10 protein-coding genes are annotated in these 14,206 nt (G+C 68.7%); 5 read left to right on the forward strand and 5 right to left on the reverse strand.

Translation table 11 applies throughout. From position 1 onward, the window contains the following. The first annotated feature begins 39 nt into the window (after positions 1-39). A complete protein-coding gene (locus ACOBQB_RS09700; RefSeq protein ID WP_423590613.1) occupies positions 40-1,563 on the forward strand; it encodes an MFS transporter in 1,524 nt (507 codons plus the stop codon). 260 nt (positions 1,564-1,823) lie between these two features. Here the strand turns inward: ACOBQB_RS09700 and ACOBQB_RS09705 are convergent, their stop codons facing one another. Next, positions 1,824-2,375: a GNAT family N-acetyltransferase gene (locus tag ACOBQB_RS09705; RefSeq protein WP_423590614.1), complete on the reverse strand. Its 552-nt coding sequence runs from the start codon at positions 2,373-2,375 to the stop codon at positions 1,824-1,826. 120 nt (positions 2,376-2,495) lie between these two features. Beyond that, positions 2,496-3,947: a serine hydrolase domain-containing protein gene (locus tag ACOBQB_RS09710; RefSeq protein ID WP_423590633.1), complete on the reverse strand. Its 1,452-nt coding sequence runs from the start codon at positions 3,945-3,947 to the stop codon at positions 2,496-2,498. Between the two features lie 543 nt (positions 3,948-4,490). Here ACOBQB_RS09710 and ACOBQB_RS09715 point away from each other — a divergent pair. Together ACOBQB_RS09715 and cimA are read left to right on the forward strand one after the other, a co-directional pair. Continuing rightward, positions 4,491-5,231: a TetR/AcrR family transcriptional regulator gene (locus ACOBQB_RS09715; protein ID WP_423590616.1), complete on the forward strand. Its 741-nt coding sequence runs from the start codon at positions 4,491-4,493 to the stop codon at positions 5,229-5,231. Positions 5,232-5,420: 189 nt separating this feature from the next. Next, entirely contained in the window at positions 5,421-7,034 is a 1,614-nt protein-coding gene (gene cimA, locus ACOBQB_RS09720) for a citramalate synthase (protein WP_423590618.1), read from the forward strand. Positions 7,035-7,224: 190 nt separating this feature from the next. Here cimA and ACOBQB_RS09725 read toward each other — a convergent pair whose 3' ends face one another. Beyond that, positions 7,225-8,412, reverse strand: coding sequence for a helix-turn-helix domain-containing protein (locus ACOBQB_RS09725; protein ID WP_423590619.1), 1,188 nt, complete (start codon positions 8,410-8,412; stop codon positions 7,225-7,227). A gap of 187 nt (positions 8,413-8,599) precedes the next feature. On the opposite strand from ACOBQB_RS09725, the gene ACOBQB_RS09730 reads away from it, so the two are divergent. After that, complete coding sequence (locus tag ACOBQB_RS09730; protein ID WP_423590620.1) at positions 8,600-9,166, forward strand: hypothetical protein; 567 nt, start codon at positions 8,600-8,602, stop codon at positions 9,164-9,166. 1,625 nt (positions 9,167-10,791) lie between these two features. Beyond that, positions 10,792-11,592, forward strand: coding sequence for a hypothetical protein (locus ACOBQB_RS09735; RefSeq protein WP_423590622.1), 801 nt, complete (start codon positions 10,792-10,794; stop codon positions 11,590-11,592). A gap of 225 nt (positions 11,593-11,817) precedes the next feature. Here the strand turns inward: ACOBQB_RS09735 and ACOBQB_RS09740 are convergent, their stop codons facing one another. Together ACOBQB_RS09740 and ACOBQB_RS09745 are read right to left on the reverse strand one after the other, a co-directional pair. Then, positions 11,818-12,294, reverse strand: coding sequence for a hypothetical protein (locus ACOBQB_RS09740; RefSeq protein WP_423590624.1), 477 nt, complete (start codon positions 12,292-12,294; stop codon positions 11,818-11,820). Continuing rightward, positions 12,291-12,968 (reverse strand): hypothetical protein, encoded by a 678-nt coding sequence (locus ACOBQB_RS09745; RefSeq protein WP_423590626.1) that lies wholly within the window; start codon positions 12,966-12,968, stop codon positions 12,291-12,293. Before ACOBQB_RS09745 ends, ACOBQB_RS09740 begins: the two co-directional genes overlap by 4 nt. Positions 12,969-14,206 lie beyond the last annotated feature (1,238 nt).

Below are 14,206 nucleotides of genomic sequence, written 5' to 3' on the forward strand. Positions count from 1 at the left end.
CTTCGGTCGCCGGGCTCATGCCGTTCGAAAGGTTGAATGATGGAACGTCACCCACGACGCTGGCTCATCCTGGTCGTGCTGTGCCTCAGTACGCTCGTGCTGGTAATCGACAACATGGTGCTCACCGTCGCGGTCCCGACGATCACTGAGGATCTGCAGGCCAGTGCTCAGGACATCCAGTGGGTCCTTGAGTCGTACATGCTGGTCTTCGCCGGTCTCCTGCTGACCGCGGGAAGCCTGTCCGACAAGTTCGGCAGGCGGAAGGTGATGATCATCGGCCTCGCGATCTTCGGCGCGGCCTCCCTCATCGGCATGGTCGCCGCCACCCCTGAGCAGCTCATCCTCGGCCGCGTCCTGATGGGCGTCGGCGGCGCGCTGGTGATGCCGAGCACGCTGTCGATCCTCATCACCGTCTTCGACGAGGCCGAGCGGCCCAAGGCGATCGCGGCCTGGAGCGCGGTGGCCATGGTCGGCCTGGTCGGCGGCCCGGTCCTCGGCGGCGCCCTGCTCGCCCACTACTGGTGGGGCGTGGTCTTCCTCATCAACGTGCCGATCGCCGTGCTCGCCATCGTGGCGGCCATGGTGCTGATGCCGGAGTCCAAGGGGCCCTGGCGCAAGGCCGACCCGCTCGGCATGGTGCTGTCCGTCGTCGGCGTGGGCGCCCTGGTGTGGACCATCAACGAACTGCCCAAGGGCGGCCTTGGCCACACCGGCACCCAGCTCTCGCTCGCGGTGACCGTGCTCTCCCTGGTGGGGTTCGCCGTCTGGGAGAAGCGCCACGACTCCCCGATGGTGCCGCTCGCCCTCTTCCGCGACCGGGTCTTCACCGGCGCGAGCTTCTCCCTCGTCCTGCTGACGCTGGCCAACGGCGGCCTGATGCTCGTCCTCACCCAGTACCTGCAGTTCGTCCTCGGCTACACCCCCACACAGACGGGTCTCGCCTTCACCCCGCTGGCCGTCGCCACCCTGGTGTTCAACACCCTCGGCGCCTCACTGATCGCCAAGACGGGCAACCGGGCCATGGCGGTCCTCGGGCTGCTGGTCATCGCCTCCGGCTTCGCCCTGCTCTCCACCCTCTCCGTCGGCGACAGCTGGGGCGTCCTGGCCGGCGCCATGTGCCTGATGGGCGCGGGCAGCGGCCTGGCGATGCCCGCGGCGATGGCGGCCATGATGGGAGCCATCCCCGAGGAGCACGCGGGCGTCGGCTCCGCGCTGAACGACACCATTCAGCAGGCCGGCGCGGCACTGGGCGTCGCCGTCCTCGGCGCCGTCATGACCCACACGTTCACCAGCAACATGCCGGCCGACGCCCCGCAGGCGGCCCGCGAGTCGATCGGTGAGGCACTCGCCGTGGCCGACTCCCGGCCCGGACTTCTGAAGTTCGTCAACGACGCCTTCACCGACGGCATGTCCGCCAGCTTCCAGGTCGGCGCCGCCGGCGTCGTGGGCGCCGCCGTCCTGGCCTTCTTCCTCATGCGCGAACGCAAGGACACGCCCGTCGCCCCGAAGCCGACGCAGGAGGTGGACGGCACCGCCCCCGACCAGGTCCTGACCACGCGCTGACACGAACACGAACACGAACGACACGACCGGAGAGCGGTGAACGCGGCCAAGGCTTCGCCTACGGGCCGCGTTCACCGCTCTCCGGTCGTGATGTCCCCGATGTCCCATCTCGCTGACGACCCATAAGAAGACCAATCAGGCGGTTTTCAAGTGCCCAAATCGTCTGGGTTGCACACCACGCGCTGAGAGAAGGCACACCGGTCGGTCGCTTTTCCGGAAACCATTCAGAGGGGCGATCAGAGGGGCGATCAGAGGGGCGATCAGAGGGGCGAGAGGATCATCAGGATCTGGTCCTGGTCGTTGCCCGGGCCGAGCCGGAAGGCCGCCGGCCAGCGCCCCACCTCGTGCCACCCGAGCCGCCCGTAGAAGTCCTCCAGGCCACTGCCGCCCCGGGCGGTCAGATGAAGCTGCTCCAGACCCATGTCGTCCCGGGCGACCCGGCGGGCCTCACGCATCAGGGCGGAGCCGATGCCCAGACCGCGGACCGTGGTGCGGGTCTGCACGTGATGCAAGGTGCCCCAGTGCGCCACCAGTTCGGAGGGGTCACACCGTACGTTGAGCCAGCCCACGAGCTCCTCGTCCAGCCAGGCCGTCACCAGGCGGCTGGCCACGGGAGACAGGCGGCTGACGAGACGGTCGACGGCCGGGGCGGCCTGGCGCGCGTCGATGGGCGGCCGGTGGAAGCCCGCGGCACCACCCGCGTTGGTGACCTCGATCCAGCAATCGGTGAGGGCCTGGCGCATCGCGGGAGTGACATCGTCGGGAGAGGAGAAGCGGCGCAGCGTGGGGAGTCCGGTGGCGAGACTGGTCATTCCCCGATCCTGCCCGCAGGGGAGCGCGCCTCGCCAGAGACGCAGCCCCGTACACCGAAGGCGGCGCGCCGGGCCGCCGTGGGGGGCCGAAGGCCACCCGGCCCCGACGCCCCCCTGGTCTCAGGCGATCTTCGGGGCCGCCCGCATCCCGATGTACACGCATGCCGTGCCGTCGGCCAGGGTCGAGAAGACGACCGGCATCCAGTCGGCGCTGTAGGCGCCGCTGCCGGGGCCGGCGAACACCGTCGGGGAGACGGGGACGAGGTCCATCTCCAGCGGCGGCGAGAAGTCCTTCATGCCGTCGACGAACGCGTACACCAGGTGGGCCGTGCCGTCCTGTTGGGTGACGGTGATCTCGACGCCCTCACGCTTGTACGTCCCGCACAGCGGAGCGAGGTCCACCGCCGGCGGCTGTGCGGGCGGCCCGAAGGGGGCGGGCATCCGCACCTCGGCGAGCTCGTGGAGCAGCTCGTCGAAGAGATCGGCGTAGAGCTGGCGGGCGTCGCCGCCGTTGGTGAGCAGGACGAGCGCCACGCCCGCCGAGGGCGCCACGCGCAGGAAGCCGTACTGGCCGATGGAGGCGCCGTCGTGCCCGAAGCCCGGGATGCCGGACCAGTCGTACAACGTCCAGCCAAGGCCCCAGCCGTCCGCGCTGACCGTCCACTTGTCGGGGACGTCCACCTCGCGCCGCTGCATCGCGGCGACGCTCTGCGGACTCAGCACCCGCACACCGTCGGGGGTCGTGCCGTTCGCCAGGTGCATCCTGACGAGACGGGCCACGTCGCCGGCGGTGGCGAGCACCCGCCCGTAGGGGCCCGCGGAACGCGGCATGAGGTCCCACGCGGGGGCGGGAGTGGGCTCCTCGCCCAGCTCGCCCAGGTGACCCATCGCCGTCCGGTGGGCGAGTGCTTCCTCGGGGAGCGTCATCGTGCCCGTGAGGCCGAGCGGAACCAGGAGCCGTCCCCTGAGCGCCTCGTCCCAGGTCTGCCCCGTGAGCACCTCGATGACGCGGCCGAGCACGTTGTAGCCGAGGCTGCTGTAGGAGACGGCGGTGCCGGGAGGGCAGTCGAGCCCCACGTCCCTGGCGGCCTCCACATAGCGGGCCAGGCAGTCGTCGCCCCGGCCCGAGTCATAGGTGAAGTCGCAGGTGAGCCCGCTGGTGTGGGAGAGCAGTTGCCGCGTGGTGATGGTGCGCGTGGCCTCCTCGTCGGCGACGACGAAGTCCGGCAGCACATCCCGTACCGGAGCGTCGAGGTCGAGTGCGCCGGAGTCCACGAGCTGCATGATCAGGGTGGCGGTGTAGATCTTGGCGAGGGACCCGAGCTGGAACACCGAATCGGGGGTCGCGTCCACTCCGGTTCCGCGGTGCAGAACGCCGCTCGCCAGTTCGTGGACGTTTCCGTCGACGAGGACGGCCAGCGTGGCACCGGGAACGTGGTGCGCGATGCGGAGTCGGTCGAGCCGTGCCTGCCAGTGTCCCAAGTACAGGTTGTGACCGTCGGAGTCGCTCACTCCCCAGTCGCCCGTGGCCGCCCAGTTGCCGCGTGTGTCCCAGCTCAGGCTCTTCGGCATAGCTACTCCCTCGATGTTGCGGATGGCGTTCCCCATACGCGAACACTGTACGCACGTGGGCGCATCGTTCGCAATGGTGTGAGTTGTTTGCGTGTGCTCGCGGAACGCGCCTGCCTCCGACCGGACCGGACGGAACCTGGACGCGTCGCCCGCCTCGGCGGGCGCCCCGCGGGGAGGGCGCGCCTGCCCGCGCGGACCGCACGGAGCACCGAGGTGGAGGCTGTGATCTTGAGCGTAAAGTGCGGCCCCCAGGAAGCGGAAGGCGCTCAACCGGTACACGGGAGAGCCCGGCCGTGGGCACCAGAGCCTGAGCTGTTGCCCACGCGGGACTCATGGCGCAAAGTCGCGGTGCCGAGCGCGCGCGGAGGGCAGCCGCGGGCCCGCAAAGCGTCACGCGACCCGCCGTCGGCGCTCACCCGCGGTTGGCGCGATATGGCCCCGCCGCATCCCGCGCCGGAGCGGGAACGAACGATGCGCACGACGTACCCTATTGCGCACACCATGGGCTAGGGTGGCGGGCGACAACAAGAAGGGCGAGGACACATGCAGCAGGCCAACCAGCAGCCGATCCCCTCCGTATGGACCCGCCCGCGTCGGCAGCGCGAGCCGCTCACCCGCGAGCGCATCGTCGCAGAAGCCGTACAACTACTGGACGCGGAAGGAATCGAAGCACTCAGCATGCGCAGCCTCGGCAGCCGGCTGAACGCAGGCGCCACGTCGATCTACCGCCACGTCGCCAACAGAGACGAACTCATCGAACTCGTCGTCGACGAGGTCTACGGCGAACTGCGCATCCCGACCGTCACCGACCGGACCCAGTGGCGGGCCGCGGCCGCGGAAGCCGCGAACAGCCTGCGCGCCATGGCACTGCGCCACCCCTGGGTCGCCTCCGTACTCGGCCAGGTCGGCCTGTCACACCTCGGGCCCAACGTGATGCAGATGTCCGACCAGATGCTCGCCATCTTCGAAGCCGCCGGCTTCTCCCCCCAAGAGACAGACCGCGTCATGAGCACCGTCGTCGCCTACGTCATCGGCGTAGCCACCTCCGAGGCCGCATACCTGTCGATGATCGCCCGCAGCGGCAGCACCGAGCGGGACTGGGTGGACAGCCTGCGCCCGGCCCTGGAAGAAGCCACCCGCGACCACCCCCGCCTGGCCGAAGGCCATGCCGCCCAGAAGGGCAAGGACCCCCGCAAAGTCCGCGACGAAACCTTCGACTACGGACTCCAGTGCACCCTCGACGGCCTGGAAGTCCGCCTCGCCCGCAACAACAGCTCCGCCTGACAGAAAGCCCAACAGCCGCTTGAACAAGGCCTGTTGACCCCTCCTCGCGAGTACCGTGTCGAACGCCCGCAGCAGAGACAGACACGAGGACGAGGAGACCACCGTGAAAGTGCCAGGTCTTCCCCCAGCACGGACAGGCACAAGCACCCCGCACCCCCCGCGGAACGCCACGACCCGAGTCCGGTCAGCATGAACGGCACCGCCGGCACACCCCGGACCGACGATTCCTTCCACGTCTTCGACACGACGCTGCGCGATGGTGCTCAGCGCGAGGGCATCAACCTGACCGTCGCGGACAAGCTGACCATCGCCCGGCATCTGGACGACTTCGGGGTGGGCTTCATCGAGGGCGGCTGGCCCGGTGCCAATCCGCGGGACACCGAGTTCTTCGCGCGGGCGCAGGCCGAGATCGAATTCGCCCACGCCCAGCTGGTGGCGTTCGGCGCGACCCGTCGCGCGGGCGCCAGGGCGGCCGACGACCCGCAGGTGAACGCCCTGCTCGCGTCCGGCGCCCCGGTCATCACCCTCGTCGCCAAGGCCCACGACCGCCACGTCGAACTGGCCCTGCGCACCACCCTGGACGAGAACCTGGAGATGGTCCGCGACACCGTCTCCTACCTGCGCGGGCAGGGGCGGCGCGTCTTCGTGGACTGCGAGCACTTCTTCGACGGCTACCGCGCCAACCCCGAGTACGCCAAGTCCGTCGTCCGCACCGCCGCCGAGGCGGGCGCCGACGTGGTCGTCCTGTGCGACACCAACGGCGGCATGCTCCCCGCCCAGGTCCACGCGGTCGTGGCCACCGTCGCCGCGGACACCGGCGCCCGCCTGGGCATCCACGCCCAGGACGACACCGGCTGCGCGGTGGCCAACACCCTCGCCGCCGTCGACGCCGGCGCCACCCACGTACAGTGCACGGCCAACGGCTACGGCGAACGCGTCGGCAACGCCAACCTCTTCCCGGTCACCGCCGCCCTCGAACTCAAATACGGCAAGCGCGTACTGCCCCCAGGCGCGCTGCCCAAAATGACCCGCATCTCGCACACCATCGCCGAGATCGTCAACCTCGCCCCCTCCACACACCAGCCATACGTCGGTGTCTCCGCCTTCGCCCACAAGGCGGGCCTGCACGCCTCCGCAATCAAGATCGACCCGGACCTCTACCAGCACATCGAACCCACGCTGGTCGGCAACCACATACGGATGCTCGTCTCCGACATGGCCGGCCGCGCCTCCATCGAACTCAAGGCCAAGGAACTCGGAATAGACCTCGGCAACGACCGGGACCTGGCCGCCCGCGTCGTCACCCGCGTCAAAGAACAAGAGCGGCTCGGTTACACCTACGAAGCCGCTGACGCCTCCTTCGAACTCCTCCTCCGCGAGGAAATGCCGGACCCTCTCCAACGCCACTTCAGCATCGAATCCTGGCGCATCATCGCTGAGGACCGCCCCGACGGCACACACGCCAACGAAGCCACCGTGAAGCTCTGGGCCCACAACGAGCGCATCGTCGCCACCGCCGAAGGCACCGGCCCCGTCAACGCCTTCGACCGCGCGCTGCGCGCCGGACTCGAACGCATCTATCCCGAACTCGCCAAACTGGAACTGGTCGACTACAAGACCCGCATCCTGGAAGAAGCCCACGGCACCACCTCGGCCGCCCGAGTCCTGATCTCGACCACCGACGCCACCGGCGTATGGTCCACCGTCGGAGTCGGCGACAACATCCTCGCCGCCTCCTGCCAGGCCCTCGCAGACGCATACACCTACGGCCTACTGCGAGCAGGCGTCGAACCGACCGAGTAACAGCAGACCGAGCTTCCCCGACTGGGCAACGGCGTCGTTGCCTCAGAGGCGTTTTCTCCCGTTGTTTCACCCCGGAATCTGGTGGTTGGTCTGCGATGCCGGGTTGCGCCAGGAGATCGTCTCACAGGGGCCCGTGCAGAGGGTCATCTCCCGTTCGACGGGGGGCGCCGCTTCCGTCAGAGAGCGGAGCTCAGAGGGGAACGCCTGAGAGCTTGGACAGCCTTAGCAGCGCGGGGTTTGAGCGGCGGTGCAGCGAGGAGAGGACGCGCAGTACTTCGCGGCCCATGGGGTGGATACGGGCCATCTGCGGCGCCACGTCGAACGCGGCGACCAAGTTCTCCAGCGCGCCGTCTCTGTCGCCCACGTCGAGTTGGGCGCGCGCGTAGTTGATGCGGGTCGGGGCGACGCGGGTCGGCGGGAGCCCTGCCAAGGCTGCGTCCAAATCGTCGGTGAGGGTGAGCGCGGCCCGCGGTCGGCCTAGGTCCACCCGAGTGGCGAGCACGTGCGTGAACGTGTTCTGTGACCCGAAGGTCAACCCGTGCGCCTCGATGTCTGAGCTGAAAGAAGCAGCTGCCCGCCACGCCGATTTGATGTGCCGTTCCGCCTCCCGGGCGGCCTCCCGCTTGTCCGGGAGCCGTCCCGCGAGGGTCATGCCGCGCAAGTTGAGAACGCCCATTGCAAGGTCACGGTCCACGGTGGAGACCGGGGCGGACTGCACGGCTGCAATCGCCCGGTCGACGACGTCCAGGCCGTGGTCGACGTCGCCGAAATTGAGGTAGGTTCCCGCGCGGTCGCGGGCGGCGAAGGCCACGCCGACCGGGTTGGGCTGCTGCTCGACCGCCCACCGCTGCCGCGTCACCGCCAGCTCGGCAAGGTCCATCCATCGGTGGCGCGCGGCGAGCCAGTACACCGTGCTGTAGACGTCGGCGAGCGCCGACCAGGACGTGGGGGAGTTCTCCGCGTGCGCGTGCGCGGTGGCGTCGCGCAGCAGCGCGGGCAGCATTGTCATGAGGGCGGCGACGTCGACCTGATCCCGGTGACGGTCCGCCATTTCCAGGCCGGCCGCCACGCGCCCCTCGGACACGTCCTCGTGGACGGGCATGTCGAAGTCCCGCATGGCGGAGCGCAGCTCAGAGAGCAGCAGCTCATCATCGGCCGCGACGGATGCGCGCCCCTGCACCTCCGCCATGCTCAGGCCCAAGGCACCCCCGAGCGCGGTCGCCGCGGCGGGGGTGAGCGGGCGGTCCCCGACCTCGACCTTGCTCAGCAGGGAGAGGGACACATGCGCTTTGCGGGCGAGTGCGGTCTGGGAGAGGCCGCGGGCCTTGCGCAACAGAGCGACGCGCGCGCCCGGAGCCGGGTCTGTGGTGGTGCCCATAGCGATCAGCTTCCTAGGAGACGAACCCTTCCAAACCATGCTCACAGGCCGGACGAGTACCCGCATCGGCTCTGTGCAAGTTCTGTGCAAGTCGCCGTGTGATCAGGGGCGTTGACTCTACGAAGAAGACCCCCGCGACCGCTGTCACGGCCCGGGGGCATGGCCATCAACCGGAAGGGTTGACGACATGACCCACGCTAACGCGCCACTCCGCAGCCAGGCAGGCCCGCTTATGCGGACGGCCGCGGACACCACGATCAGCGACTGGTTCGCGCGGGCAGACCTGCCCCCCGGCGCGGAGTTCGACGACAGCCACCCCGGCGCCGCGCAAACCTTCCGCGAGTGGAGTGAGCGCCGCGTGGCCTTGCTTCTTTGCGGACGCCGCTTCAGCGCGGTACGGCTCCCGGCGCGGCTCGTGCACGCGGCAGCCTGCACGGACGTGTCGGATACGGACATGACGGCGGCCGTGACGGCGACTCTCGGCATGCTGGGCGGACCGGTGATCTGCGACGCCTTCAGCACCCACTACTACGCGCTGGTGCCCTGCGTCCCCAAGCGTGTGTGGCCGCACAAGAGGGTGTCCTTTCTGGGGACTGAGTCCTGTCTCGGCGTCCCGCGCACCGACGTCCTGACCCCGCCCGGTACGTACTGGGCCGTGCCGCCGCACACCACCGGCGACCTCTGCGCCCTCTCGGCAGTCATCGGCATGGTTGACCTCGGACGCCACTGTCTGGATCAGGTGAGCGAGTGGTGACCGGGAACCGCCGACCTCGGGTGGGAGACGAAGTTCAGGACGGACTCCGTCGCGCTATCGTCACCGACGTCCGTGACGGCGTCATCTGGCTGCGGGCCCCCGGCCGCGAGGAGTGGCCGGCCGATGACCCGCACCAGCTGACGGTGACACGGACGCGCGCAGAGCTAATCGCGGCAGACGATCTGTGACCGTCGGGGGCGTCGGTGGGCATCGAGCCACCGCAAGGCCGTCGTCCACGCCCAGGGCGTCCACGACGATCGCGAGGAACAGGGACACCCGCTCCGCGGTTGCGGGCCAGCTGCCGGTGGGCGAGCCGAAGCGGTTGCCCAGCTCCTGGGTGAAGTGGAGGCCGAAGTTGTACGGCACGTTCCACTCGTACCGCGTCGGCCTGGACGCTGGCGGGCGGCACGTGGGGCGGCGTTCCGGGAACGCGTGGGGGCCGTCCTGCCTGCGGCTTTCCCCTCCAGGGGACCACCACACGGGCCTGTCGGGTATCACCAGGGGTACCGACTTGTTCTAGTTCTCCGGAACAAGCGCCTTCCGCCCGGAGCACCGTGTACACAGCCGCCACGGCCTTCCGGTAGCGCTCCACGAGGCCGGGCGCGTTCAGGCGCTCGTTCTTCGGCATCGCCTTGACGGCCGCGATGGCGTCCTCGGGGGAGAGGTAGGCCGCGAGCATGGGGTTGAGCTGGTAGACGCCGGCCCGCTTCTTCTTCACCAGCTGCGCCAGGTCCAGGTCGCGCAACGCAGCGTTCACGGCGGCCCGGCTCAGGCTGAGCATCTGCGCAAGGGTGACCTGGTCGACCTCGATCCGGCCGCCCGGCTCGCTGTGGGCGCGCATCTTCAGCAGCACGCGGTAGGCCGCGGGCAGGCTTCGACACGACATGCCGCACGAGTTGTGTCCCCCAGGAGGGACAGATCTCCCCCTTACGTCCCACGGCCCGCACCCGGGACACATCTGTCGCCGAATGTCGCCTCTAGTTGACATACCGCGGGAAACCGTGTCGCCTCTAGTTGACATTGGACGGTCGATGTGCGCCCTCAGCCGGTACACATCGACCGCGATATGTCCCCTCACCCGGTACGCATCACAAGATTTGCGGCTGTCTGACCCTCGGTTTCTTGATCTCGCCATATATCAGTGGCTGAGGTCACCCGCACCCGTCCTCCCGGACCCGACGTAGCTGAAGCGGCCGCGTGCGGCGCCGGGCGCTCGTGCGGGTCGTGGGCGACACCAGCGGCTCTGAGTCTCGGGTAGTTCCGGCCGTGACGAACAAGCACCACCAGCCGGGGGCTCCTCGGACACGTTGGCGACCCCTACCGACGGCACCAACCACGAGCAGCTGGCAATGGGCCGGCCCGCGTACGGCGCGGCTTGGGCTTCGCGTCCTGGCCCCGGGCTCAGTCCCCAGGACCTGCTCGCCCATCCAGGCCCCGTAGCTGAGACGACGCTGCACCACGGCGGGACGTGCTCGCGGCGGAGCGGGGGCTCTTTGGCCCAAGAGACGTCGCTCATTCGAAGCCAAGCGACGCTTCTCCAGGCGGGGACCGTGTGCACTGCGGGAGATGATCCCGGTGCCGCTGCCCAAAAAGCGGCGCCCCGCTCTCCCCGGAGGTGGCCGTTCGTGATCCTGATCATCGTCGTCGCTGTCCTGGCTCTGCTGGCGGGTCTTGCCGCCAACCGATTCCTGCGGCCCCGGCTCGTGAGTGAGGACGACGACGCTGGCATGTGTGTCAAAGACCTGGTCGGCCCGCTGCTGACGCTGACCGTACTGCTCCTCGCCTTCGTCCTGGTCACCGCCAACGGCTCCTACGGCAAGGCCGAGGTCGCCGCACGCGGCGAGGCCCGGGCCGTCGACCAGCTCGTGGAGAGCGCCGAGTACGCGCCCGAAGCACAGCGGTCCAAGATCCAGGCGGATGCCGTCTGCTACGCCCGCGCCGTACGCCAGCGGGAATGGCCCTCCATGGCCGACGGGAAGGGCTCGCCGGCCCCCAGCGTCTGGTCCACCGACCTGCGCCACGTGTTTCGCGAGGTCGAAGGCAAACCGGTCTTCGGCATGCTGGTCAGCGCCGACACCAAGCGCTCCGACGAGCGTGAGGAGCGCCTGACGCAGGCCACCGCGAGCATCCCCAGCGCGATCCTGTGGTTCCTGCTCGCCACCCTTGTCATCACCGTGATGGCCCTGGGCACGTGCATTCCCCGCCGCAACAACCGCGGCCAGATCATCACGCTCACCGTCATCACCGGGCTCCTGACCGCCACGTTGTGCATCATCCGGGATGTGGACCGCCCCTTCGGCGGCATCATCGACATCAAACCCACCGCCATCACCGAAGTCGAACGCCAGGCCACCCACGACTTCCTCGCCCACCACACCGAAGCCAACCCCCCCTGCGACAAACAGGGCAGGCGCCACAACACCTGAGCTGCCTTCACCCAGGGTGGCTTCGTTCACGTTTTTTCGTGAATAAAGCCAGGGGATCCATGCACGGCTGCTGCATACGGCTCCCGCGCTGCGAGGGACCGTCGTTTGTTCTGCTCCTCCAGAACAACGCGGTTTAGCTAGTGCTACCGACTTGATTGCGGTCAGGTATGAAGAAGGCGCCGCACCCCGAGGACCGAGGGGTGCGGCGCCGCGCGACTCAGAAGGTCAGCGTTTCCGCCGGGAAGCGAGATCGATGGGAGGTTCGGCCGGACGCTGGCGGCGGGCCGCCTTCTCCTGGCGTTCCTTCTCGTGCTGCGCGACCCGGCGCTCGTAGCGCTCCTGGAAATCAGGGTGGTCGAACCGGTCGTCGTCGTCCATGGCCCCGATCGCCGCCAGCTGATCCGCGGGTGTGCGGAAGCCGGCGATGAGCGGGCTGAGCCGGTAGACGCCGTTGCCCTCCTTCCACACCATCTGCGCGAAGCCGAGGTGCTGGAGGCCGCGGGTCACCATCGAGCGGCTCAGTCCGACGAACCGGGCGATGGCGTCCTGGGTGGCTACGCAGCGCCCGCCGGGCTCTTGACGGCCCAGGAGGTGCACCAGGATCGGGTACGCGGCCGGCGGCATGTTCCTGGGCGTGAACGCGAGAGCGTTGTTGGCCGTCCAGACGTACTCGGGAACCATGCTTTCCACGGCGATCGTCATGACGTCCCATCCTCCTCGGGCCGCGCCTGTCCGGCTGCGGTTCGGGCCCGTGCTCGGGCCTTGTCCTCCCGGGGCGGCTTCTTCTCCGGGTCGGGCAACGTCCGCAGCTCGCGGAACGCCTCCGGCAGGTCTTCATTCTCTTCGATCGCGTCCAGCAGCGAGAGCTGGTCGACCTTCATGGTGCCCGCTACGCGAAGACCGGGCTTCGGCTCGATGGGCACCCTGCCGCCCCTGAGCGTCAGCCTGGGGTGCAACTGGTACTCACCCGCCTTGACCTTGACGACGACCCCGTTCTGCCCGGCGTCCTTCAGTGACCGGGAGATCTGCGACTGCTTCACCTTCAGCAGCTCCGCGAGCTTCGTCTGCGTCGCCTCCACGGTCCCGCCGGGCTTCTGCATGCCCATCATCCGCACGATCAGCCGCAAGGTGACGATGTCGTCGCGGTAGTAGTCGGCGAGCCAGCACAGGAACACCTGGCTGTCCATGACGAAGTCCTCGCCCAGGAACCCGTCGCTGGTGACCGGCGGCTCCACAGAGGCCCGGTAACCATCCGGCAGATTGACCACGTTCGCCTGCCGCAGGGCCCCGGGCATCCGGAAGGCGCTCGGGGGAGGCGGCGGGGGAGCGTTGGCCGGGGCCGGCCTCCGGCGCGGCTGCTGGGGCTGTGCCGTCATCGGGGGACTCCGCTCCTCATGATCAGTAGATGATGCCTGCCGCAGCATACTGGATTGTGCGCCTCGTGCACTTTCCTGTTCCCCAGATGCACTTTCCGCGTGTCGCTATCACCCGGGGGTGATATCTCCCCCCTCCCCGCAGGACCTCACGCGCGAGCCGGCCACCTGACCATTTGTGCACCCGACGCACAAACCGGGCTGCACCCATCAGCACCCCGGTCGCGTCAATGTGCACCAGGCGCACAAACGAGGGCGGTTTTACAACCCCGGGGTGATAACTCACCCTCTGATTTATCACCCCGGGGTGATACCCCCACGACTCACAAAACCCGCTGACCTGCGGAAACGCTGATCTCTCTTCCCCCTCTAGAGCGTGCGCGCGCGTGATAGCGGATCTTGCCGTCGGACTCAACCACCGACACACCGCTGCCCGCCGACCTGGAAGTGCGGCTCAGTGGGGGGCCAGGATCTACGGCTGAGGAGGCTTCGCGTGCGGCTCCGTGGACCCGTGCGGACCATAGACGGCAGCAGCGTTGCTGCGTCTCGGGTGGTGTCGGCCGTGACGCTCAGAAACACGGAAGCGTGGCCGGTGCCCGGTGGGCGGTTCCGCCGCCCGGCCCTAGGGGGCCGTTCAGCTCCGGTACCTCCACACGTCGAATTTGACGCTCGCATATCGGGGCTTCCGTTCCGTGGCTGAGCAATTAACGGCCGCGCAATCTCGAATTCTGCCGGGTAGTTTTTCGCCGGGGTGCGGGGTGGTACGGCCAGAAAACAAACGCTACACAGTTCGACAACATGATGCATCAGCCTGTCAGGACGTTCGTCCCCCCGCGTGACGCATCGTCGGATTCTGCACCACCCAGAGGGTTGAGCGTGTAGGCTGGCGGGGCATTGATGAACGTGAGCGGCCGGTTTCGAGGGTGGGGGAGGAGTTCGGGTGGAGCGCAGCGGAGCCCGTCACTGCGGTCGGGCCGGCACCCCGTCAGGCCGATGGTCCGTCATTTCTATTGCGGGGGTGGTGGCTGGGATCCCAAGCCCTACACAGGCTCGCGCGTGATGCACCTCCCCTTACTGCCAGCCTCGGCGACCGCGCTTGCGCGGTCGCTCCCAATTCGCGCTTGCGCGAATTGCTCTGCCTTTTGAATTCCGCTTGCGGAATTCCATTCCGGCGCTTGCGCCGGAATCCGAATTGCGCTTGCGCAATTCGCGCTCTATGCCCCGGCTTGCCGGGGCATATG

Source organism: Streptomyces sp. G5(2025) (assembly GCF_049542075.1).
GTDB lineage: Bacteria > Actinomycetota > Actinomycetes > Streptomycetales > Streptomycetaceae > Streptomyces.

Coding starts and splice junctions, on each gene's coding strand:
- ACOBQB_RS09700 (WP_423590613.1), top strand. CDS start 40: ATGGAACGTCACCCACGACGCTGGCTCATCCTGGTCGTGCTGTGCCTC.
- ACOBQB_RS09705 (WP_423590614.1), bottom strand. CDS start 2,375: ATGACCAGTCTCGCCACCGGACTCCCCACGCTGCGCCGCTTCTCCTCT.
- ACOBQB_RS09710 (WP_423590633.1), bottom strand. CDS start 3,947: ATGCCGAAGAGCCTGAGCTGGGACACACGCGGCAACTGGGCGGCCACG.
- ACOBQB_RS09715 (WP_423590616.1), top strand. CDS start 4,491: ATGCAGCAGGCCAACCAGCAGCCGATCCCCTCCGTATGGACCCGCCCG.
- cimA (WP_423590618.1), top strand. CDS start 5,421: ATGAACGGCACCGCCGGCACACCCCGGACCGACGATTCCTTCCACGTC.
- ACOBQB_RS09725 (WP_423590619.1), bottom strand. CDS start 8,412: ATGGGCACCACCACAGACCCGGCTCCGGGCGCGCGCGTCGCTCTGTTG.
- ACOBQB_RS09730 (WP_423590620.1), top strand. CDS start 8,600: ATGACCCACGCTAACGCGCCACTCCGCAGCCAGGCAGGCCCGCTTATG.
- ACOBQB_RS09740 (WP_423590624.1), bottom strand. CDS start 12,294: ATGACGATCGCCGTGGAAAGCATGGTTCCCGAGTACGTCTGGACGGCC.
- ACOBQB_RS09745 (WP_423590626.1), bottom strand. CDS start 12,968: ATGACGGCACAGCCCCAGCAGCCGCGCCGGAGGCCGGCCCCGGCCAAC.